Below are 21,023 nucleotides of genomic sequence, written 5' to 3'. Positions count from 1 at the left end.
CAATGAGCTACATCGACTATGAGGTGGACGGCGCCGTCGCCGTGATCACCCTGAACCGTCCGGACAAGCACAACGCTCAGGACGAGTCCCTGCTGCGCGACCTCGACGCCCGCTGGCAGCAGGCCGCCGCCGACGACGCGGTCAAGGTGATCGTCGTGCGCGCCAACGGCGACCACTTCTCGTCGGGCCACGACCTCAAGACCCCGGCACCGGGCTACTTCAGGGAGGGCAAGACAACCCTGGAGAGCGCCTACGGCTGGGAGACTGAGCACTACCTCGGCTTCTCCCGCAAGTGGCGCGACGTGCCGAAGCCGTCGATCGCCGTGGTCCAGGGCGCCTGCGTCGCCGGTGCGCTCAACGTGATCTGGCCGTGCGATCTGATCATCGCGGCCGACAACGCCTATTTCAGCGACCCGGTCGTGAAGTTCGGCGTCGGCGGCGTCGAGTACCACGCGCATACGTGGGAGCTCGGTGCCCGACGTGCCAAGGAGATGTTGTTCACGGCCCGCAAGTTCACCGCGGCCGAGGCATTCGACGCCGGCATGGTGAACCGTGTGGTCCCTCTCGACGAGCTCGACGAGCGGGCGATGGCACTGGCGCACGAGATTTCGGAGATGGACGCGTGGGGACTGGCCACCGCCAAGCGCGCCGTCAACCAGACCCTCGACGTCATGGGCCAGCATGCTGCGATGCAGTCGGCATTCGATATCCACTGGCACGGACACGCGAACGCGCTGCTTCGCACCGGTTACCCGCTCTTGACACCGGACCCGCTGCCGTCGGCGGCACGTAAGACCAAGGAGGACGCGTGACTTCGGATATCGCGCCGAACGAGGCGACCTCCCTGTGGGATCTGCTGGCGTTGCGGGCCGAGGCCACGGGCGATGCCGTCGCCGTGATCGACGAGTTCGATCGGCGTCTGACCTTCGCTGAGGTTGCCTCCGCTGCCGAGCGCGTCGCCGCGGGGCTGCTGGCGCGCGGCATCGAGCCCGGTTCCACGGTGAGCTGGCAGCTGCCCACCCGCATCGAAACCATGGTTCTCAGCCTGGCGCTGTCTCGTCTCGGTGTGACCCAGAACCCGATCATTCCGCTCTACCGAGCGCGCGAGGTCAAGGTCATGATCGAGCAGTGCTCGTCGGAGTGGCTGATCACCCTGCCTGAGTTCCGCGGTTTCGACCATGAGGCGATGGCCAATGATCTGCGTGCGGCGAGCGGTGACCGCCTCGAACTGCTGATCGTTTCCGATGAGCTGCCCGACGGCGACCCGGCCACGCTCCCCGCCGCGCCGCTCGGCCGCGACGAGGTGCGCTGGATCTACACCACCTCCGGCACCACCTCTGCACCCAAGGGCGTCTGCCACACCGACGGCACGCTCATCGCCGGCGGGGTCGCGCTCGCAGATGCGATCGACGCCGGCCCCGACGACGTCGGAACCGTCCTGTTCCCGTACGCCCACATCGGTGGTCCCGACCTGCTGATCGCATCGCTGACCAGCGGCATGTCGCTGGTGGTCATGGAGGTCTACGAGCCGGTCGCCGCGGTCGAGCTGATGCGCCGGACGGGTGCGACCATCACCGGCGGATCGACTCCGCACTACACTCTTCTGCTCGAGGAGCAGCGGAAGAATCCGGGTACCCCCGTGGTTCCGACACTGCGCATGGTGACCGGCGGCGGAGCGCCGATGCCGGAGAAGCTGTTTCGGGACGTGCTCGCCGAGATCGGCATTCCGGTTCTGCACGCCTACGGCATGACCGAGTGCCCGATGATCACCTCGGCGCGGATGAGCGACAGCGTCGAACAGCTGGCCACCACCTCGGGACGTCCCGTCCTGGGATGCGAGGTGCAGATCCGCTCCGAGGAAGACGAAGTGCTGTCGTCCGGCGAGGTTGGCCGGGTGTGGCTGCGCGGCCCGATGCTGTTCAAGCAGTACCGCGCCGATGGCGAGATCGTGCGCCCCTTCGACGCCGACGGCTGGATGTTCACCGGTGACACCGGAAAACTCGAGGCGGACGGGCACCTGGTCCTGGTCGGCCGGGAGAAGGACCTGATCATCCGCAAGGGCGAGTCGATCAGTCCCACCGAGATCGAAGAGGTGCTGGCGAAGCACTCCGCGGTCGCCGACGTCGCCGTCATCGGTTTGCCCGACGACCGGTGGGGTGAGCGCATCTGTGCAGTGCTTCAGCTGCGCGACGGCGCGGCCGACGTCGAAGTCGACGAGATCCGGGACTACTGCCGCAATGCCGGTATCTCGCCGGCGAAGTTCCCCGAAGAAGTCGTGATCGTCTCGGAGATGCCGAAGACGCCGACGATGAAGATCCGCAAGCAGAACCTTCGGCAGTCCGTCATCGACCAGCGGGCCGGGGTCGGCGCAGCCGCTCGGTGACACGCGCCCCGTGTCCGCCATCAGACTTGAGAATTGGAAGTTCCCATGCCAGGACGTAGCTATATAGAGCGCGCCGTCGAGTGCGCCGACCCGAACGCGTTGCGGATGGCGCTGTACCAGGCGACCCGTGATGCGGACATCGCCGCGATCACCCCCGAACGCGTCTTCGGCCCGGTCGCGGACACCGTCGAGTTCTCTGCCGACGACATCGCGCTCATCCGGGCGAAAGCCGTCGAATACCTGCTCACCGAGCCCGACGAGGCCGCGCTGCCGATCCCGTCGCGTGACGAGATCGTCGAACTGCTCGAGATGGCCGAAGCCCGCGAGCTGGGGCCCGACGACCTGATCATGCGCCACCACATCCCGGCCTTCGCCGACATGCCCTTCCAGGCGCAGTGGACCGGAGAGAAGGTGATCCCGGAGGGTTTCCACGTCGCGATCGTCGGTGCAGGCTTCGCCGGTGTCGCCATGGGTGTGCAGCTGGCCCAGCTCGGCATCCCGTTCACGGTCTATGAGCGTCGTGCCGAGGTCGGTGGGGTGTGGAGTATCAACACCTACCCCGACGTCCGCGTCGACACGCTGAGCTTCACCTACGAGTACGCGTTCGAGAAGAAGTACCCGTGGACCGAGTACTTCGCGCGGCAGTCGGATGTCCGTGCGTACATCGATCACGTGGCGCACAAGTACGGCGTCTACGAGCACATTCAGTTCGGCTCCGATGTTCAGCAGGCCCGCTTCGACGAAACGACGCAGCGCTGGACTCTGACCGTGCGCGGCGAGGACTCCGTCGCCGATGTCGAGGCGAACGTGGTGGTCGCCGCCAGCGGTGTGTTCGCGACTCCGCGGGACCTGCCGGTGGAGGGCGCTTCCGGATTCACCGGGCAGATCGTGCACACCACCGAGTGGAGCGACGACGTCGAGTACGCCGGGAAGAAGGTCGCCATCATCGGTAACGGATCGACCGGAGTCCAGCTCCTGTCGAAGGTGGCCGAGAAGGCGGAGTCGGTGGCGGTGTACCAGCGGACGCCGCAGTGGATCTCGCCGCGCACCAACTACGGCGTGCCGATCGCCGACGAGCTCCAGTGGCTGATCCAGGAGATGCCCTTCTACTGGAACTGGAACAAGTACGTCGCCGGACTGAGCACGATCGATCTGCGGAACGTGCTCATGCCGGACGAGGAGTGGATCGCGAACGGCGGCGATGTCAGCGAGCGCAACGACATGCTGCGGGAGATCCTGGTCGGCTACATCTCGAGCCAGGTCGACGGTCGGCAGGACCTCATCGATCAGCTCGTCCCGGACTACCCGCCGATGACTCGGCGTCCGGTGGTTGACAACAATTGGTATGCGTCGTTGACCAGGAACAACGTCGAGCTTGTCACGACACCGATCGATCGGATGACCGACACCGCGATCGTCACCGCCGACGGCGCGGCCCGCGACGCGGACCTGGTCATCGCGGCGGTCGGCTTCCAGGCGGAGAAGTACATCTGGCCGACGCAGTACTACGGCGTCGGCGGTGTGACTCTGGAGGATGTCTGGACTGCCCAGGGGGCGCAGGCGCACCTCGGCATGACCGTTCCCGGGTTCCCGAACATGTTCATGCTCTACGGACCCAACTCGCAGCCGGTGGCGAGCGGATCCGGACTGCCCACGTGGTTCGAGATCTGGACCCGCTACATCGCCGAAGGTATCGCCGGCATGCTCGAAAACGGTCGTTCGTCGATGGTCATTCGCCAGGACGCGTTCGACGACTACAACGACCAGCTGCACGAAGAGGCCAAGAAGCTCATCTACCTGTCGCCGAGCACCGTGATGGAGAAGAACTACTACGTCAACGAGTTCGGTCGGCTGCAGATGAACGCACCGTGGAGCGGCGAGAAGTTCTACGAACTGTGCGCGAGCCCCGACGAGTCACACTTCGAGTACACAGCGCGGTAATACGCCCTCTCCGACGAGCGGTGGGAGCGGAAAGAGTTTCGAAGGGAGTTGGCATGCCTGAAACCATGCGGGCATATCGGATCGTCCAGTGGGGGAGTGCGCCCGAGGTCGTTGAGGTTCCCGTTCCACGACCGAGCCGCGGCGAGGTCGTGGTGCGGGTGGCCGGCTGCGGGCTGTGTCATTCCGACCTCGGCATGATGCAGATGCCGAGAGAGGTTGGCGAATCCTTCGGGTGGCAGGTGCCCTTCACTCTCGGCCACGAGACCGCGGGGTGGGTTGCGGCGGTCGGCGCGGATGTGACGGGGTACGCCGAGGGTGATCCGGTTGCGCTCGTGTCGCCGTCGTCCTGTGGCGAGTGCTGGTATTGCACTCGGGGGCAGGACAATTTGTGCGCGGAAGGCATGTCCGGTCGCGGCTACGGGCGCGACGGCGGGCTCGCCGAGTTCGTGCGGGTGACGAGCACGCGCGGTCTGATCCCGCTCGGTCGTCTCGATCCGAGTACCGCGGGCCCGCTGACCGACGCTGGCGCAACCGCATTCCATGCGGTACGCCGGGTGCTGCCGCGCGTCACGCCCGGCGGTGTCGTGGTGGTGATCGGCGCAGGTGGGCTCGGGTCGTTTGCGGTTCAGTACCTGAGGCTGCTCACGGCCGCGCGGATCGTCGTCATCGACACCAACGATGCACGGCGGTCTCTCGCCGAGGAGCTTGGTGCCCACAGCACGATCGGGCGGGCCGATGCGGCGACCGCGGACGAGATCCGGGCCCTGACCGACGGCGGCCACGGAGCGGACGCGGTCCTCGACTTCGTCGGCATCGACGCCACGATCGGGGCGGGCACGGCCGCCACCCGCGCTGGTGGCGCGTTCGGACTGATCGGTGCCGCGGGCGGAAAGCTGGACGGGCCGTGGTTCGGGGGGCTGCCCAAGGATGCCGACATCTTCACGTTCCAGGGCTCGACCATTGCGGACGTGCGCGACGTGATCGGGCTGGCCGAGTCCGGGTCGATCCGCAATGACGTACAGAAGTACACCTTCGACCGAGTGGCGGAGGCATACCAGGATCTCGAGGCCGGCGTCCTGCGTGGTCGTGCCGTGGTCGTTTTCGACACTTAGGAGGATCGGATGGATGAATTCACGAACCGGGTCGCGCTCGTGACCGGCGCGGCGAGGGGCCAGGGCCGGTCACACGCGGTAGCCCTCGCCGAGCGTGGCGCCGACGTGGTGATCTGCGACCGTTGCGAGGACAACGCGGCTGTGGCGTACCCGCTGGCAACGAAGGAGGACCTCGCCGAGACCGCGCGCTTGGTCGAGGCCGCCGGTCAGCGGTGCATCGCGGTTCAGGTCGACACCGTGGACCGCAGCGCGATCGAGGCACTCGTCGCACGGGCCGAGGCGGAGCTCGGCAGGATCGACATCGCGATAGCCAATGCCGGCGTCTCCGCCGGAGCCCCGATCCAGGACCTCCCGAGCAGTCAGTGGGCCGAAGTCATCGGAACCAACCTGACCGGCGTTTTCCACACGATCGCCGCAGTCTCACCTGGAATGGTTGCCCGCGGCTACGGTCGTATCGTCACGATCGCCTCCATGCTCGGCCGCAGTGCGGCGCCGGGCCAGGCCGCCTACTGCGCCTCCAAATGGGGCGTGATCGGCATGACGAAGAGCGCGGCGCTCGACCTGGCCGGGCACGGAATCACCGTCAACGCCGTTGCTCCCGGCAACATCTCGACGCCGATGGTGCACAACGACGCCCTCTATCGGATGGTGCGCCCCGACCTCGAGAACCCGACCCGGGCAGATGTCGCGCCGGTGTTTGCGAGCCTGCACGGGCAGCCGGTTCCGTTCCTGGAACCGTTCGAGGTGACGCGCGCGGTGCTGTTTCTCGTGGCCGAGGCGAGCGCCCACATCACCGGCACCGTCATGCCGGTCGACGCGGGCGCCGCGGCGAAGGTCACGGCCTGATTCTGGGATCAGCACCGTCGATCCAGCGGTGCGGGTCGCTCCACTCACGCCGCGTGATTCGCATACGCCAGCACGACCGTCGTGAACCGGTGGTCGTGCCGGCGTCGAATTCTCGGTCGTGCTTGTCCACGCCAATCGCGACAGCGACTGGGTGACCTTTTCGCCGGGAAGCCGAGGAGTATGGCGCGACCTTCGGTCGCTGCCGTACGGCTGGTCCCTCGGTGACGCAGGGTGAGAACTGTTCGACATGCCTGATGTCCGGCAGCCGAGCCGCATACGCCTGACTCCCGATTTCATCCCGCATCGCACGAATGGAACACCATGATCAGTCCACACCACTTCGTGTCACCCAGCCAGAGCTCGCACGGTGCCGCTCCCCCGTCGACTCTCGACCGTGTCTCCCTCGTGATGGATCTCTTTCGTGACAGCCCACGGTTGACCCTGACCGACGTCTCCCGTGGAACGGGCATCCCGCGCACGAGCACGCTTCGCATGCTCGATCATCTGGTTCGGATCGGCTGGCTCCTGCGCCGGGGCACCGAGTACGAGCTGGGTGTAACCCTCGCCGAGTTTGGGGCGCTCGCCCTGTACCGCAACAAGTTTGAACTGGTGGTGGCACCCCTGCTGCGCGAACTGCATCGCGTCACCGGGTGCGTCGTGCACCTCGGCGCGCTCGAGGGCAACGAGGTCCGCTACCTCGAGAAGGTCGGGTCGCCGGACTTCCCGCCCTGGGTGGGAGCACGGGTACCGGCACAGTCGTCCGCGATCGGAAAGGTCCTGCTTGCTGCCGCTCAACGGTCGGCCGTCGCGGGCGGCGCCGATCACCGCGGAGGACCCGAGTCGGAAGTGGCCTTCGCGAGCTGCGTGACCGGGTTCCGCTGGATCGGTGTACACGTCGGGGCACTCAGTGGCGTCGATGTGGGCTTGTCTGTGAGTGGGCCGGCGGACCGGGTGCGATTCGACCAGCTGCATGCCGCGCCCGTCCTGATGGCGGCCTCCGCGATCGCGCAGTACCTCAGTTCGCCACAGGTGACCAGGAGGCCGAACGCACGTCAACCTGCGCGGCGGGCGTGACGGGCAACCCCCTGTGGCACGACTCCCCGCTGACCTTGGACTAGTCCGATCACCGGAAATGTTGGGTGCGCTGACGAGGACGGTGGTCCGCAGCACGAACACTGTCATTCTCGATCCGTCGGATTCGACAATCTCCAATAGTGCAGTCCCCCAACGAGATCTCGACGAAATAGCTTGTGCTGCAACGCAATTGATGCCACCATGAAGGCGCACCACGAGGTGCATCACAACCCCCGAATGAAGGAGCGCGCATAATGGGATCTTCCGAAGCTGACATGGCCACCCTTGGTACCGTTGCCAACCTGGCAGGCATCGGCGCAGGGCTCCTCGGCGGAGTCGGTGCAGTCATCGGCCTCGGCCTTTTCGCGGCCACCGCCTCGTAGGACATCGGGGTCGACCGGCCCTTCCGGCTTGGCTGAGCCTGGCCCATCAGGTCAGAAGAGCCGGTCAACCTCGATACCGTTCAATTCCACTGGCGCGCTGGAAATGCGTCCCCTGTGGACGACGGGTCTCCGGCCGCCGGGAAATCGTCCACCGACTGTCATCAGGACGATCTGACGCAATCGGAAACCAACGATGACCAGTGTCCGCGGATGTGCCACCGTCGCCGGCGGAACTCCGCGACCCGTGCCGCCAGGGCACCGAGCGTGTCCACCCGCCGGCGACGGGTGCGCCTTGACGATCGTCGACTTCGCCGCTCCCACAATCGTCTTCACCTCGTGAACCGCTGCGCTTGGTCACCGGGTTCGTCCGCAGCACTCCAGCAGCCCGGCCCCGCTTGCCTCGCCGATCCGGCCATCGATCATCGCGTAGAACCCGGGGTCGACGTCCGTCCGGAGCTCGGCAGCCACCTCATCGAGATTGCGAACTCGTCACCGCCACAGACTGACCCGCACCCGGGCATAACCGGTGAAATGCCGCGTCACCGGACCGAACCCGAGCCGCGGCACTGAAGTCTACGGCTCATCTCCGCCGTGTCCCGGTCATATCCTCTTGGGGCTGAACGCCTTTCGCGGGTGCTTGACTGCAGGAATTCGGCACGAAAGTCCGCTCATCGGAAGCGTGCGTTGTGCAACACACGCGCCACGCACTGTGATGGCGGTTACACGATGCGTTTCGTGACATACCGCCAACCATCACACCCGTTCGTCGGGTTTCCGAAGGGACCTCAACATGGCCGCTCCCGCGCAGGTCGGCATTTCGGCCGACTCTGTGGGTCAGGACACCACCGAGCAGCAGCGGTGGACACCTCGCCTGATCCTCTCTCTGGCGTCAATCGTGCTACTGCTCGAGCTGCTTTCAATCAGCTACTGGATGATCACGATGGCGATGCCGTCGATCGCCGGACATTTCCAGACCACGCAGGGCGCCTGGCTGCTGACGTCGTTCCTGCTCGTCGGTGCGATGGCCGCGCCGCTGATCGGCAAGCTCGCCGACATGTACGGCAAGCGCAAGTTGCTGCTGGCGTGCGTCGCGGTCGCCGCACTGGGGTCGTTCATCTCCGCGGTGGCCCCGAGCTACGCGGTGCTGATCGTCGGCCGCTGCCTGACCGGTCTGCTCATCCCCTGCCTGTTCCTGAGCTACTCACTCATCCGTGACGTGTTCCCGGCGAAGACGGTCGCAATCGCGGTGAGCATCGCGACCAGCGGCATGGGCCTGATCGCGATCCCCGCGCCGTTCATCACCGGCTGGCTGATCGACAACCACGGCTTCCGCAGCATCTTCTGGTTCTCCGTCGTAGGCCTGGTCGCCATGGGCGTGATGATCCTGTTCACCACCGACGAGTCCAAGGTCCGGCTGCGTTCGCGCCTGGACATCCTCGGCGCGGTCCTGCTGGGCTCCGGCATCGCCGGCATCCTGGTCGGCATCAGCTTCGGTCCGACCTGGGGATGGAAGTCGGGCTCGATCCTGACCTACCTGCTGGGTGGTGCCGCGCTGGTCGTGGCCTGGCTGGTCACCGCAGGCACCGTCAAGGAGCCGCTGATCGACCTGAAGGTGCTGCGTCGCCGCTCCGTTGCCTTCACCGCCACCGCGGCCGGCTTCATGTACGGCGTCAGCGCCCTGTTCACCATGCTGCTGCCGATGCTGGCCATGACGCCGGCGATCATGGGTCTCGGCTACGGATTCGGTGTCGATGCAAAGGGATTCGCGATCTTTCAGGCTCCGTTCGGTGCCATGACCGTGGTCGGCGGCCTGATCGTCGGCACGCTCGTCGGGCGCAATATCCGGCCGCGTCCGCTGCTGGCGATCGGAGCCATCTCCGCCGCCATCGGCTGCGCCGTGACCGCCTACTCGCACGACTCCAAGATCACGCTGATCGTAACCGCCGGCCTGGTCGGCCTCGGCGCGGGCATGGGCTACGCGGCGATCCCCAACCTGCTGATCGAGGCGGTCCCGCCGCAGCTGCAGGCATCCACCGCCAGCATCGTCGGTGCCTTCCAGAGCGTGTTCCCGGCCGCGCTGCCGGTCATCGCGTTCACCGTGATGAACAACTCGTACATCGCACCGATCCCGCCGGAGATGACGCAGGGCGCGGTCTTCTACACCGACCAGGGTTTCCAGGTCGCCTTTATGATCGCTGCAGCTGCCGCGGTCCTGGGCGCACTCGTCGCGCTGATGATTCCCCGCAAGATCGAGCAGCTGCAGGTTCCGTCCGCGCCTACCGTCGCGGACGATGGGACTGTGGTCGCCGCTCACGCCTAGGCATCCGGACGGCTCGGTCGCACTCACCGGCGAGATCACCTACGTCCACGTCGAACTCGATGAGGACGGCATCAATGTCTTTCACGAGTTCGAAAGCCGGTTCCGTTTCTGGAGCCGCAGCCAAAGCCACTGCCTGAGCTCTTCAACAAACCGGAAGGATCAAACCATGACGCGAATTCGCCGCGCTCTCATAGGTTCTGTGATGGCGGGAAGTCTTGTCGCAGCAAGTCTCGGCGCTGCCGGGACCGCACACTCACAGCCCGTCGTCTCGGCCGATCTCGCCTCGCTCTTCGGTGCTGGATCACTCGGTGGCTTCGGCGGTTTCGGCAGCCTCGGCAACCGGACTGCGGATGCTCCGCGCCTGTCGAGTGTGCCGAATTTCCGGGATGTCGCCGGGACCGGGGACGGCTATGTCGGCGCCGGGGGTGCACACCTGAACAAGGGCATCTTCTACCGGGCCAATGCGATCGTTCCCGACGACGACGATCTGAATGTTATGCAGGGCCTGAGTATTTCCGTGGTGTATGACCTTCGCACCGACGAGGAGGTCCACGACAAGCCGGACAGGCTGCCGGCAGGTACCGCGTACGTTCGGGTCCCGATGGCCGCGGGCAATGTCAACGAGCTTGTCGAGAAGATAAAGTCGCCCGAGGACGCCCGGAACTTGATGCGAGAGATGAACCGTTCGTTCGTCACCGGAGAGTCCGACAGAGCTGCCTTCACGACACTGCTCACCGATTTGGCAGCCGCGGATGGCAGCCAACTCTTCCACTGCACTGCCGGGAAGGATCGTACGGGCTGGACATCGATGCTTCTGCAGAGCATTGCCGGCGTCGACGACGCGACGATCATGAACGACTATCTGCTCACCAACGAGTACAACACGGAGTGGGCGGCCAAGAATCGCGCCTACATCGTTGCCACTCAGGGAGAACAGGTTGCACAACTGTTCGATCCACTACTAGGGGTGGAAGCAGACTACCTCCAGGCCGGATTGGACCAGATTCAGGCCACATATGGGTCTGTCGAGCAGTACATCGCCGTAGGACTCGGGTTGAACGCGGAGACCATCCACGCACTCAAGGGCAAGCTGCTCGGCTGATTCTGCGGAGCGACCCTGTTGGGGTGGGGTCACATCGATCCCACCCCAACTGATGGCACTTTTCGACCTCCAACTCCGGCCCCGGTGACCTTCCGCCCGGCCTGGCCGCGTACAGCGCCGCGCTTGACTCGCCGGCGCCGGCATCACCGTCAATGCTGTTGTACCGGGCAATGTCTCGATTCCCATGGTGCACAACGACGCGTTGTACACCCTGATGCGACCTGACCTCGACGCCCCGACCCGCGAGGACGTCGAGCCGATCTTCGCGGCCCTGCACGGACAGCCGGTGCCGTTCCTCGAGCCCCGCTTCGCACATCCGACCACAGCGCCACCGGCTTCCCATGTCCACGACATGGGTGGCGGCTGAAGGCATTTCGAGACGGGGACGATCCGGACCCCAGGTTCACGCTCGCGAACGAGCGGACCTACCTCGCGTGGGTGCGAACCGGTCTGGGACTCATCGCGGCGCTGTCGGACTCGAGGCGTTCGGGACGAACGTGGTTGGGGCCGCGCTCCACATCATCCTCGTCGTCGTACTGCTCGTCGGTGCGGCGGTGCTGGTGGTGTTCGCATTCGTCCGCTGGATGGGGGTGGAGGTCGCGATGCGGACGAGTCTGGCTGCAGTGACCTTCCTGTGCCTGCGGTACGTCCCCGGGGCGTCGACCGCGGTCGCGGTTCTGGGGGTCTGGCCGATCGCGACGGCAGCCGCGGTGGTGGTGACGGCACGCCGCACGCACGAGCGCATGAGTGAGCACTTCGACGCAGGTCGCGTGGCGCACCCCTTCCTGCTCGTGCTCGGTCTGGCGGTCACCGTCACCGGTCTTACCGCGGTCATCCTCGTTGCAGGCCCGTGACGGTTGCAGGCCCGTGACGAGCGCGGGACCTCCCGTGGGTGGCGCCCGAGTCGGGCCACCCGCGCCGACAGCCCACTTCGCTGACACTCGGTGCAGGTAACGAGGGCATTCCTCGGATGGTCTCGTCGAACCGAAAATTGCGTGTTGACGCTTCGGTAGCCGGTGGCTACAGTGAGTCCAGTCACACAGCGAATGGGTTATGTCATCGCTTACGAAGTGTTCGTGAGCACCCGTGACCCGACACTTTCAGGGCCGACTGGCAGCCACCCTCGCTACCGAGGACATCACTTTCAGGAGTCAATGTTGAGCACGCGTAAGTCGAACTGGGGTCGTTGGGGCGAGTCGGATGAATTGGGCGCGCTCAATCACCTCACACCGGAACGGGTGCTCGACGCGCTGCGCCTGCCGAAGACCGGAAAGACCTACAGCCTCGGCATCCCGATCCAGCGGTCGGGCGTGCCGAACCTCGACTACCGCGGTACTCCGCAGCGGCTGACGATGATCAATCACGAGGACGAGGCGATGGCCCGCGCCAACGGCGGCGCTCCCGGCGTCGGCGCCAACGAGGACCAGCTCATCATGCCGTCGCACACCTCGACGCACATGGACGCACTGTGCCACGTGTACTCCGACAACAAGATCTACAACGGGTACCCGGCCGACGAGGTCACGCCCTACTCGGGCGCGGCCAAGTGCAGCATCGACAAGGTCGGCGGCGTCGTCGGCCGGGGCGTCCTCATCGACGTCGCCGCGTCGAAGGGTGTCGACCAGCTGGAGCCGGGCTACGTCGTCACCGCGGCCGATCTGCAGAAGGCGCTGGACGACCAGGGCATCGAACTGCGCACGGGCGATCTGGTGCTCATCCGCACAGGATGGCTCGAGGACTACCTGGCCAACCAGGGCGAGATGATGCCGCAGCCGGGCATCGGCCTCGAAGCGGCCACCTTCCTCGCTGAGAAGGACGTCGCGCTGGTCGGCTCGGACAACACCGCCGTCGAATCGATCCCGTTCGACCAGAACGTGTACCTCGGCGGACACATCGTCCTGCTCGTCGAGAACGGCATCTACCTGCTCGAGAACGTCAACCTCGCAGAGCTGGCGGCCGACAGGTGCTACGAGTTCCTGCTGACCATCGGTGCACTGAAGATCACCGGCGCCACAGCGAGCCCGGTCACTCCCGTCGCCATCGGCTGACCGCACCCACTCTTCCACGACAAGGACTCCCCGATGACCGAGAACACCGAGGCTACCGCGCACACGTACCGCACCTCCCACGTCGGACTGTGCGTGTCCGATCTCGCGAAGAGCCTTCGCTTCTATTGCGACGGACTGGGTTTCGTCACGATCATGGAGTACGACCTCGACGAGCAGATCCCCGAGGTCGATGCACCGTGCAGCCTCACCTCGACCTTCCTCGAGAAGGACGGTCTGCGCATCGAACTGCTCAGCTACCGGCAGCCCGGCGTGATCGGCACCCCGCCCACCCGGCGCAACCATCTGGGAATGACTCACCTGTCGTTCTTCGCCGAGGACATCGACGGTGCGGCAAATGCGCTGTGCGAGTTCGGCGGAGTGCTGGTGCCGGACACCCGCGCGGGCGCGCACGACCCGACCGCCCCGCAGTTCGTGTTCGTGGCAGACCCCGACGGCAACCGCGTCGAGCTCATGCACATCCCCGCCGGCACCCCGTGGTGATCGGGCCCGACTCCTACCGCGGTCGGATTCAGGCCGCCACTCGACAAACGTTGAACGCGTCACGGCAACGGATTCCGCTCCGCAGCCGGAATGCCCGTGCTGACTCAGCACCAAGCAAAGGACAGAGATGACCGCCCCAGAAAAGACTGCACGCGATCCGCACCTTTGGGTGCCGCAGCGCAAGGTGGAAGACCTCGAGTGGTTCCGGGAGAAGTATGCGGCCGAGCGCGACAAGCGTCTGCCGAACACCGGTGCCGACACCTTCCAGGCGATCGATTTCGAAGGCAAGTTCGCATCATTCGACGCCGATCCGCATGCGACCGGTCCGCGCACCGCACCGCCGATGACCGCCGATCTCGACATGCTCGTCATCGGTGCCGGGTTCATGGGCATCAGCGTGGGCGTCGAGCTGAAGAAGGCCGGTGTCACCGACTTCAAGATCCTGGACGTCGCCGCCGATTTCGGTGGCACCTGGTACTGGAACCGGTACCCGGGCGTGCGTTGTGACGTCGAGTCGTACGTCTACCTGCCGTTTCTGGAGGAGACCGGCTACGTACCGACGGAGCGGTACACGCGCGGCAGCGAGATCTTCGCGTACTGCCAGTCCCTCGGTGAGCAGTTCGGCCTGTACGACCATGCCCTGTTCCAGACACGGGTCACCGACATGGAGTGGGACGAGGACACCGCGCGGTGGACGGTTCGCACCGACGGCGGCGACGTGTTCCGCGCACGATTCGTCTCGACGCAGAGCGGCCAGTTCAGCCGCCCCCAGCTGCCCGGCCTTCCCGGGGTAGAGAAGTTCACCGGCCACAGCTTCCACACGAGCCGCTGGGATTACGAGTACACCGGCGGTGACAGCGCCGGGAATCTGGACAAGCTGCACGACAAGCGTGTGGCCGTCATCGGAACCGGCGCCACGGGCGTGCAGGCCATTCCGCAACTGGCCGAGTTCGCGAAATCGGTGGTCGTCTTCCAGCGCACGCCCACTCAGATCGCGCCTCGTGAGAACGCACCGACCGACATCGAGTGGTTCACGTCCCTCCCCGAAGGGTGGCATGGTGTGCGCCGCGCGTCCTTCGACAAGTGTGCGATGGACCGTGCCACCGCCGACTGCGACGTCGACGACGGTTGGATCAAGTTCGCCAAGTACCAACTCGGTGCCATCTACGAGGCCGGCGGTGTGGAGCCGACCGTCGAGCAGTTCATGGACGCGATGGAGCGTTCGGACTACGAGTGGAACGAGATGCTGCGCGACCGCGTCGATTCCATCGTGACCGACCCGGCCAAGGCCGAGAAGTTGAAGACCTACTACCGCACCATGTGCAAGCGCCCGGGCTTCAGCGACGACTTCCTACCTGCCTTCAACAAGGAGTCCGTCGACATCGTCGACACCGCGACCACGCCGATCGAGCGGATCACCGAGAATGGCGTCGTCGTCGGGGACCGCGAGTACGAGGTCGATCTCATCGTCTACGCGACAGGCTTCCAGATGGGACGAACCTGGACCGACAAGGCGGGCTACGACGTGGCCGGTCGGAGCGGCAACCGACTGTCGAAGAAGTTCGCCGATGGCGTCAGCACCTACCACGGCTTCCTCAGCGAGAACTTCCCGAATCTGTTCTTCCTGGGCTTCACCCAGTCGACGCAGGTCTCGAACATTGCGAACCTCATCGACCACCAGGCCAGGCACATGGTCTACATGGTCGCCAAGTGCATCGCCGAGGGCATCCGGACCATCGAACCGACCCCCGAGGCCGAAGCCGGATGGAACCAGACCATTCTCGAGCACGCGGAGATGCGCCGGGACTGGAACACGTCTTGCACCCCGGGCCAGTACAACAACGAGGGCCGCATCGACGACAAGCGCAGCACGCTGGTCGGCGGGCTGTACGGACCCGGGTACGAGTACTTCGATCTGCTCCGCAAGTGGCGTGAGGACGACCAGTTCCACGGCATCGCGGTCACTCACTGAGTGGTCGAGAAGATTTCAATGGACCGGCGGACGGCCTCATTCGTGGTGGTCCGCCGGCCCTGCACAGATTGACTAAGGAGATAGAGATGGCATTGACTCCCGTCAAGCTCGGGTATTCGCTGTTCACCCTCGTGGATCCGACGCGCGGTCACGAGGTGGACTACAACCGCTGGTACGAGCGCGACCACCGGTACTCCGGCTGCATGGTCGGCCCTGGCTGGTTCACCGGTAGTCGCTGGGTCGCCACGAAGGCGCTCAAGGACCTGCGCTTCCCGGAGATCGGGCCGGTCGCGACCAAGACCGAGGACGGCTCGTATCTGGCGACTTACTGGGTGCACGAGCCCGACGCGGAGATCGCCGACGCGTGGGCCCAGAAGCAGGTCGGCGAGCTGTACGCGGCCGGCCGCGGCTTCGCCGAGCGGGAGCACGTGCACACGGCGCAGTACCTGCCCGACTCGACGGTCTCTGCCCAAGAGGACGGCGTGCCGCTGGAGCTGGCACACGACCATCACTACGGCGGCCTGGTCACCGTGATGATCGAGCCCGCCGAGGGCGTCGATCGCGCAGCCGCCCTCGAGACCATTGACAATGGCCCGGCCAAGAAGCTGGTCGGCAATGGCGCCGTCGACCTGATCAGCAGCTGGCGGATGAAGCCCTGGCCCTCCGACCACAAAGTCCCGATGAAGATGGGCAACGACGGCGGAACCGCGGACCGCATCCTGCAGATGCTGTTCCTCGAGGAGAGCCCGGTCGACAGCTGGCAGCAGATCATCGACTACGCGGCCGACATCGCGGCGTCGGGCGCGGGCACCGTGACGTTCGCGTCGCCGTTCATCCCGACCGTGGTCGGAACTGACAAGTACACCGACGAGTTGTGGTGACCGCGCGATGCTGAACGGTGAGAAGATCCTGGTGACCGGGGTCACCGGTCAGATCGCCTTCCCGATCGCGAGCATGCTCGCGGCCGACAACGAAGTGTGGGGGCTGGCGCGGTTCAGCCGACCCGACGACCGGCAGCGGGTGGGCGAAGCGGGGATCACCCCGGTCGCATGCGACCTCGGCGACGGCGACTTCGCCGGTGTCCCGAGCGACTTCACGTACGTCGTGCATCTGGCGGCGAGTCTGGCGCCGGGATGGGACTACGACGCTGCGATCCGCGCCAACGCGGAGGGCACCGGACTGCTCCTCCAGCACTGCCGGTCGGCCAAGGGCGCCCTCGTGATGTCGACCCATTCGGTCTATCGGCCGCAGGACGATCCGATGTACGTGTTCACCGAGGAATCGCCGCTCGGGGAGTGCAACAGCACCCACACACCGACCTACTCGATGTCGAAGATCAGCCAGGAGGCCACCGCACGGCTCGCCGCGCGCGCCTTCGGCGTCCCGGTCACGATCGCGCGGATGAACGCCTCGTACGGGCCGGGCGGCGGGCTGCCCGCCATGCACATCGACGCCCTCGCCGAAGGTCGGTCGGTCACCACCCGCTGGGACCCGTGTATGTACAGCCCGATCTATGAAGACGACATCAACGTGCAGGTCGGCGCGTTGCTCGACGCAGCATCCACGCCGGCGACCATCGTCAACTGGGGCGGCGACGAAGCGGTCAGCGTCCAGGAGTGGGTGGCATACGCAGGCGAGCTGATGGGTGTCGACGCGGCCGTCGACGTGGTCCCGATCGAGGGGACGCTGCGCGGATCGATCGCGGACACGAGTCGGCGCGCATCCATCACCGGGCCGTGCGCGGTGGACTGGCGCGAAGGCATCCGCCGGACGGTCGCACTCCGCCACCCGGACAAGCTCGTCGAGGTCGCACCCTCCTGAGCCTCACGTCGCAGAACACATTCTCGTAGAACACCTCTCGTAGAACACCATTGTTGGGAGACGACATGCCGACGACACTGCACGCGTCGCTGCCCGCCGAGCGGGCCGGTGCACCGGCGAGCCCGGAGCTGCTGGAACGCCGGGCGATGTTCGCCGCGACGGAGATCGACCCCGCGCTGGGGGTAACGGCGGGCGATTCGGACTTCGGGGGCGTTGCGTGCCGGACCATCCGCGGCGGAGACCAGGCCACCGTGCTCTACCTGCACGGCGGCGGATACCGGATGGGCAGCCCGGAGGCGTACCACGCCTACGCCGCGGCGCTGGCGGCGGGCACCGAAGCGACGATCGTCGTACCGCGGTATCGCCTGGCGCCGGAGAACCCGTTCCCGGCCGGACTGCGCGATGCCCTAGCGGTCTACGAGGAACTCGCGTCCACGACGGACGGGCCGATCGTCGTCGCCGGCGATTCGGCGGGCGCCGGTCTCGCCGCCGCGGTTGTCGTCGCCGTGGACACCAGCGACGTTCGCACTCCCGACGGGCTGATGCTGCTGTCGCCGTGGCTCGACCTGCACTGCTCGTCGCCGTTCTACGAGACTGCGACCGACGCCTTCTTCCCGCTGGCGAACGCGGAGTCGGCACGGGACGACTATCTGCAGGGCGCTCCCGCGGGCGACCCGTTGGTCTCACCGTTGCTGGCCGACCACACCGGCTTCCCGCCCACCTTGATCCAGGTCGGCGGCAACGAGGCATTGGTCGGCGACGCTCTCGGCCTGACTCGGGCACTCGCGACCGCGAACGTCACCTGCGCGCTGGAAGTGATTGCAGATCAAGGGCATACGTGGCCGCTGATCTACCCCGATCACAGCGTCTCCATCGTTTCCATCGAGTCGTGCGTACGGTTCGTCCGGTTGATCGAAGTCGACAAGGCTGTCGAATAGGCCTGGGAACCTCTCGAACACGAGGGCTTCGTCCAGAAGCGCCGACTCCACTCCAGAACTAGGTTTACGAAGGTACGAATCATGAGAAATGCAGACCTGCAAGACAAGACCGTGTTGATCACCGGCGCCGCACGGGGTCTGGGAGCAGCGGTCGCTCGCCGCGCCGTGGAGCTCGGCGCCAACGTCGTCGTGACTGACGTCCTCGTCGATGAGGGCACGGACACCGCAGCCGAACTTGGCGCCACGTGTCGCTTCTTCCCGCTGGACGTCACGTCGGAAGAGTCATGGAACGCGGCGATCGCCTTCACCAAGGGTGAGTTCGGTGGGCTTGACGGACTGGTGAACAACGCAGGAATCCCTCCCAATCCGGTGCCGCTTGTACAAGAAACCGCCGAGCATTTCCGGCTCGTCGTCGAGGTGAACCTGGTGGGTACATTCCTCGGCATGAAAGCCGCAATCGCCGAGATGAAAGCCGGCGGTAAGGGATCCATCGTGAACATTTCCTCTGCCGGCGGTCTGATGGGGCTGTCCCTGACCTCCGCCTACGGTGCCGCCAAGTGGGGTGTTCGAGGGATGGCGAAGATCGCAGCAATCGAGGAAGGTACTTCGGGAATCCGAGTCAACTCGGTTCATCCCGGGATGACTTACACCGCAATGACCGCATCCGGCGGAGTGGAATTGGGCGAAGGCAAGTTCCCCGCCGCACCGATGGGAAGAGTCGGCGAACCCGACGAGATAGCCACCGCAGTCGTATTTTTGCTCTCCGATGCCGCCTCGTACATCACCGGCGCGGAACTCGCGGTCGACGGCGGCTGGACCGCGGGCCCTTGCCACATGGATTCAAACTGACAATGAACAGCGAACTCTTGCCCCTGCTGACTGAATCATTCCGACGAGAAGCGAACCTTGGATGACTACTGGCGAACTGAAAGAGTCGATAGAAGAAGAGCGATCACCGACAGTGAGTAGACATCCGTCGGTCGGCATCGTTCGAGAGACGAACGACGGCGAACGGCGGGTGGCGCTGGTTCCGAAGGTCGTGACGACCCTGATCGGGAAGCGTCTCGACGTGATCGTCGAACCCGGAGCCGGTCAAGGCGCGCTGATCTCGGACGAGCTGTACAAGGAGGCCGGCGCGGCGATCGGTGACGCGTGGTCCGCCGACGTGGTCCTCAAAGTCGCGGCCCCCAGCCCGGAGGAGACCGCGCGGTTGCGGTCCGGGCAGAAGCTGATCGGGTTCCTCGCCCCGCGCACCAACGAGACCGGCATCGCCGCCCTCGCCGCCGCCGGAGTGGAGGCGTACGCCGTCGAGGCGATCCCGCGGATCTCCCGCGCGCAGGTGATGGACGCGTTGTCGTCGCAGGCCAACGTCGCCGGCTATAAGGCCGTCATCGTGGCGGCGTCGGAGTCCACCCGGTACTTCCCGATGCTCACCACCGCGGCGGGCACCGTCAAGCCGGCCACCGTGCTGGTACTCGGTGTCGGTGTCGCCGGCCTGCAGGCCTTGGCCACGGCGAAGCGTCTGGGCGGCCGTGTCACCGGCTACGACGTGCGGCCGGAGGTCGCCGACCAGGTCCGGTCGGTCGGCGCGCAGTGGCTGGACCTGGGTATCGACGCCGCCGGTGAGGGCGGCTACGCCCGTCAGCTGACCGAGGACGAGCGCGCCCAGCAGCAGCAGGCGCTCGAGGACGCGATCAAGGGCTTCGACGTGGTCATCACGACCGCACTCGTCCCGGGTCGCCCGGCCCCGCGTCTGGTCACCGCCGCCGCGGTCGAGGGCATGAAGCCCGGCTCGGTGATCGTGGACCTGGCCGGCGAGACCGGCGGCAACTGTGAGCTGACCGAACCCGGCCGGACCGTGGTCAGGCACGGGGTGACGATCTGCTCGCCGCTCAATCTGCCGGCGACGATGCCCGAGCACGCATCGGAGCTGTACTCGAAGAACGTGGGGGCCCTGATCGAGTTGATGTTCGACGAGAACGGCGTGCTCGCACCGGATTTCGACGATGAGATTCTCTCCGCGGCCTGCGTCACCCGGCAGGCGGTGGTGGTGTGACGTCGCGTCTCGTTCTCGCGCCCATCGCGTACGCGCTGACCTTCGCAATGCTGCTCGTCGACAGGTTTCTCGGAACCGAGATTCCGGAGTTGTTGGAGCTCAACGCATCCGATCTAACTATTGCCGAGGTTGTCTGATGTACAACGAACTTCTCGCGAACATCGCGATCCTGGTCCTGGCCGGGTTCGTGGGCTTCGCCGTCATCTCCAAGGTGCCCAACACCCTGCACACGCCGCTGATGTCGGGCACCAACGCCATCCACGGCATCGTCGTGCTCGGCGCACTGGTCGTGCTCGGTCACCTGCCGGGCGATGCGCCGTGGAGCATCAAGATCATCCTGTTCGTCGCGCTGGTGTTCGGCACCCTGAACGTCGTCGGTGGCTTCGTCGTCACCGACCGCATGCTCGCGATGTTCAAGCCCAAGAAGGCTGTGTCACCGAAAGACGCCGCAGCGAATGCGTCGGCCGAGAAGAAGGGGGCTGACGCCTGATGGGCTACCTCGTCTCCATCCTGTACATCGTCGCGT

At 65.8% G+C, this 21,023-nt stretch carries 20 protein-coding genes and 1 pseudogene; all 21 read left to right on the top strand.

The genetic code is table 11. The features are described 5' to 3' along the window. The first annotated feature begins 2 nt into the window (after nucleotides 1-2). The 21 genes and pseudogenes from ACFQS9_RS01430 (at nucleotide 3) to ACFQS9_RS01330 (ending at nucleotide 20,987) form a co-directional block, all read left to right on the top strand. Nucleotides 3-812, top strand: coding sequence for an enoyl-CoA hydratase (locus ACFQS9_RS01430; protein WP_378400825.1), 810 nt, complete (start codon nucleotides 3-5; stop codon nucleotides 810-812). Continuing rightward, nucleotides 809-2,383, top strand: coding sequence for a class I adenylate-forming enzyme family protein (locus tag ACFQS9_RS01425; RefSeq protein WP_378400823.1), 1,575 nt, complete (start codon nucleotides 809-811; stop codon nucleotides 2,381-2,383). Before ACFQS9_RS01430 ends, ACFQS9_RS01425 begins: the two co-directional genes overlap by 4 nt. A 45-nt stretch (nucleotides 2,384-2,428) precedes the next feature. Next, nucleotides 2,429-4,324, top strand: a complete 1,896-nt coding sequence (locus tag ACFQS9_RS01420; protein WP_378400821.1) for a flavin-containing monooxygenase — start codon at nucleotides 2,429-2,431, stop codon at nucleotides 4,322-4,324. 53 nt (nucleotides 4,325-4,377) lie between these two features. Continuing rightward, on the top strand, nucleotides 4,378-5,436 hold the full coding sequence (locus ACFQS9_RS01415) for an alcohol dehydrogenase catalytic domain-containing protein (protein ID WP_378400820.1): 1,059 nt from the start codon (nucleotides 4,378-4,380) through the stop codon (nucleotides 5,434-5,436). A gap of 9 nt (nucleotides 5,437-5,445) precedes the next feature. Further along, the gene (locus ACFQS9_RS01410; protein WP_378400818.1) at nucleotides 5,446-6,282 is read left to right on the top strand and encodes a mycofactocin-coupled SDR family oxidoreductase; all 837 of its coding nucleotides are present in this window, start codon (nucleotides 5,446-5,448) and stop codon (nucleotides 6,280-6,282) included. 321 nt (nucleotides 6,283-6,603) lie between these two features. Next, the gene (locus ACFQS9_RS01405) at nucleotides 6,604-7,356 is read left to right on the top strand and encodes an IclR family transcriptional regulator (RefSeq protein WP_378400816.1); all 753 of its coding nucleotides are present in this window, start codon (nucleotides 6,604-6,606) and stop codon (nucleotides 7,354-7,356) included. 254 nt (nucleotides 7,357-7,610) lie between these two features. After that, nucleotides 7,611-7,739 (top strand): hypothetical protein, encoded by a 129-nt coding sequence (locus ACFQS9_RS01400; protein ID WP_378400814.1) that lies wholly within the window; start codon nucleotides 7,611-7,613, stop codon nucleotides 7,737-7,739. A gap of 790 nt (nucleotides 7,740-8,529) precedes the next feature. Next, nucleotides 8,530-10,059, top strand: coding sequence for an MFS transporter (locus tag ACFQS9_RS01395; protein ID WP_378400812.1), 1,530 nt, complete (start codon nucleotides 8,530-8,532; stop codon nucleotides 10,057-10,059). Then, nucleotides 10,031-11,161 (top strand): tyrosine-protein phosphatase, encoded by a 1,131-nt coding sequence (locus tag ACFQS9_RS01390; RefSeq protein ID WP_378400811.1) that lies wholly within the window; start codon nucleotides 10,031-10,033, stop codon nucleotides 11,159-11,161. The genes ACFQS9_RS01395 and ACFQS9_RS01390 overlap by 29 nt, the downstream gene beginning before the upstream one ends. A gap of 127 nt (nucleotides 11,162-11,288) precedes the next feature. Beyond that, nucleotides 11,289-11,465: pseudogene (locus ACFQS9_RS01385) on the top strand (SDR family mycofactocin-dependent oxidoreductase); the annotation flags it as partial. Nucleotides 11,466-11,524: 59 nt separating this feature from the next. Then, nucleotides 11,525-11,788, top strand: a complete 264-nt coding sequence (locus ACFQS9_RS01380) for a YidH family protein (protein ID WP_378401581.1) — start codon at nucleotides 11,525-11,527, stop codon at nucleotides 11,786-11,788. Beyond that, nucleotides 11,746-12,015: a DUF202 domain-containing protein gene (locus ACFQS9_RS01375; RefSeq protein ID WP_378401579.1), complete on the top strand. Its 270-nt coding sequence runs from the start codon at nucleotides 11,746-11,748 to the stop codon at nucleotides 12,013-12,015. Before ACFQS9_RS01380 ends, ACFQS9_RS01375 begins: the two co-directional genes overlap by 43 nt. Before the next feature lie 300 nt (nucleotides 12,016-12,315). Further along, nucleotides 12,316-13,209 (top strand): cyclase family protein, encoded by an 894-nt coding sequence (locus ACFQS9_RS01370; RefSeq protein ID WP_378400809.1) that lies wholly within the window; start codon nucleotides 12,316-12,318, stop codon nucleotides 13,207-13,209. A gap of 33 nt (nucleotides 13,210-13,242) precedes the next feature. Then, nucleotides 13,243-13,710: a VOC family protein gene (locus tag ACFQS9_RS01365; protein ID WP_378400807.1), complete on the top strand. Its 468-nt coding sequence runs from the start codon at nucleotides 13,243-13,245 to the stop codon at nucleotides 13,708-13,710. A gap of 127 nt (nucleotides 13,711-13,837) precedes the next feature. Next, a complete protein-coding gene (locus ACFQS9_RS01360; protein WP_378400805.1) occupies nucleotides 13,838-15,682 on the top strand; it encodes a flavin-containing monooxygenase in 1,845 nt (614 codons plus the stop codon). A gap of 86 nt (nucleotides 15,683-15,768) precedes the next feature. After that, nucleotides 15,769-16,563, top strand: coding sequence for a hypothetical protein (locus tag ACFQS9_RS01355; RefSeq protein ID WP_378400803.1), 795 nt, complete (start codon nucleotides 15,769-15,771; stop codon nucleotides 16,561-16,563). 7 nt (nucleotides 16,564-16,570) lie between these two features. Further along, nucleotides 16,571-17,503 (top strand): NAD-dependent epimerase/dehydratase family protein, encoded by a 933-nt coding sequence (locus ACFQS9_RS01350; RefSeq protein ID WP_378400801.1) that lies wholly within the window; start codon nucleotides 16,571-16,573, stop codon nucleotides 17,501-17,503. 65 nt (nucleotides 17,504-17,568) lie between these two features. Continuing rightward, complete coding sequence (locus tag ACFQS9_RS01345) at nucleotides 17,569-18,441, top strand: alpha/beta hydrolase fold domain-containing protein (protein WP_378400799.1); 873 nt, start codon at nucleotides 17,569-17,571, stop codon at nucleotides 18,439-18,441. A gap of 81 nt (nucleotides 18,442-18,522) precedes the next feature. Further along, the gene (locus tag ACFQS9_RS01340; RefSeq protein ID WP_378400798.1) at nucleotides 18,523-19,290 is read left to right on the top strand and encodes a glucose 1-dehydrogenase; all 768 of its coding nucleotides are present in this window, start codon (nucleotides 18,523-18,525) and stop codon (nucleotides 19,288-19,290) included. Nucleotides 19,291-19,351: 61 nt separating this feature from the next. Then, nucleotides 19,352-20,497 (top strand): Re/Si-specific NAD(P)(+) transhydrogenase subunit alpha, encoded by a 1,146-nt coding sequence (locus tag ACFQS9_RS01335; protein WP_378400796.1) that lies wholly within the window; start codon nucleotides 19,352-19,354, stop codon nucleotides 20,495-20,497. Nucleotides 20,498-20,633: 136 nt separating this feature from the next. Next, complete coding sequence (locus ACFQS9_RS01330; protein WP_378400794.1) at nucleotides 20,634-20,987, top strand: NAD(P) transhydrogenase subunit alpha part 2; 354 nt, start codon at nucleotides 20,634-20,636, stop codon at nucleotides 20,985-20,987. Nucleotides 20,988-21,023: the final 36 nt, after the last annotated feature.

This window comes from Rhodococcus daqingensis, from assembly GCF_042665615.1.
Taxonomy (GTDB): Bacteria; Actinomycetota; Actinomycetes; order Mycobacteriales; family Mycobacteriaceae; genus Rhodococcus_G; species Rhodococcus_G daqingensis.
Note: the sequence above shows the minus strand (reverse complement) of the source record. Positions and strands in the feature narration are given on the sequence as shown.

Excerpts from the sequence above, each read along its gene's own strand:
- ACFQS9_RS01410 (WP_378400818.1), top strand. The coding sequence starts at position 5,446 with ATGGATGAATTCACGAACCGGGTCGCGCTCGTGACCGGCGCGGCGAGG.
- ACFQS9_RS01355 (WP_378400803.1), top strand. The coding sequence starts at position 15,769 with ATGGCATTGACTCCCGTCAAGCTCGGGTATTCGCTGTTCACCCTCGTG.
- ACFQS9_RS01365 (WP_378400807.1), top strand. The coding sequence starts at position 13,243 with ATGACCGAGAACACCGAGGCTACCGCGCACACGTACCGCACCTCCCAC.
- ACFQS9_RS01335 (WP_378400796.1), top strand. The coding sequence starts at position 19,352 with ATGACTACTGGCGAACTGAAAGAGTCGATAGAAGAAGAGCGATCACCG.
- ACFQS9_RS01330 (WP_378400794.1), top strand. The coding sequence starts at position 20,634 with ATGTACAACGAACTTCTCGCGAACATCGCGATCCTGGTCCTGGCCGGG.
- ACFQS9_RS01340 (WP_378400798.1), top strand. The coding sequence starts at position 18,523 with ATGAGAAATGCAGACCTGCAAGACAAGACCGTGTTGATCACCGGCGCC.
- ACFQS9_RS01360 (WP_378400805.1), top strand. The coding sequence starts at position 13,838 with ATGACCGCCCCAGAAAAGACTGCACGCGATCCGCACCTTTGGGTGCCG.
- ACFQS9_RS01375 (WP_378401579.1), top strand. The coding sequence starts at position 11,746 with ATGGGGGTGGAGGTCGCGATGCGGACGAGTCTGGCTGCAGTGACCTTC.
- ACFQS9_RS01420 (WP_378400821.1), top strand. The coding sequence starts at position 2,429 with ATGCCAGGACGTAGCTATATAGAGCGCGCCGTCGAGTGCGCCGACCCG.
- ACFQS9_RS01405 (WP_378400816.1), top strand. The coding sequence starts at position 6,604 with ATGATCAGTCCACACCACTTCGTGTCACCCAGCCAGAGCTCGCACGGT.
- ACFQS9_RS01430 (WP_378400825.1), top strand. The coding sequence starts at position 3 with ATGAGCTACATCGACTATGAGGTGGACGGCGCCGTCGCCGTGATCACC.
- ACFQS9_RS01400 (WP_378400814.1), top strand. The coding sequence starts at position 7,611 with ATGGGATCTTCCGAAGCTGACATGGCCACCCTTGGTACCGTTGCCAAC.
- ACFQS9_RS01395 (WP_378400812.1), top strand. The coding sequence starts at position 8,530 with ATGGCCGCTCCCGCGCAGGTCGGCATTTCGGCCGACTCTGTGGGTCAG.
- ACFQS9_RS01390 (WP_378400811.1), top strand. The coding sequence starts at position 10,031 with ATGGGACTGTGGTCGCCGCTCACGCCTAGGCATCCGGACGGCTCGGTC.
- ACFQS9_RS01345 (WP_378400799.1), top strand. The coding sequence starts at position 17,569 with ATGCCGACGACACTGCACGCGTCGCTGCCCGCCGAGCGGGCCGGTGCA.
- ACFQS9_RS01350 (WP_378400801.1), top strand. The coding sequence starts at position 16,571 with ATGCTGAACGGTGAGAAGATCCTGGTGACCGGGGTCACCGGTCAGATC.
- ACFQS9_RS01370 (WP_378400809.1), top strand. The coding sequence starts at position 12,316 with ATGTTGAGCACGCGTAAGTCGAACTGGGGTCGTTGGGGCGAGTCGGAT.
- ACFQS9_RS01415 (WP_378400820.1), top strand. The coding sequence starts at position 4,378 with ATGCCTGAAACCATGCGGGCATATCGGATCGTCCAGTGGGGGAGTGCG.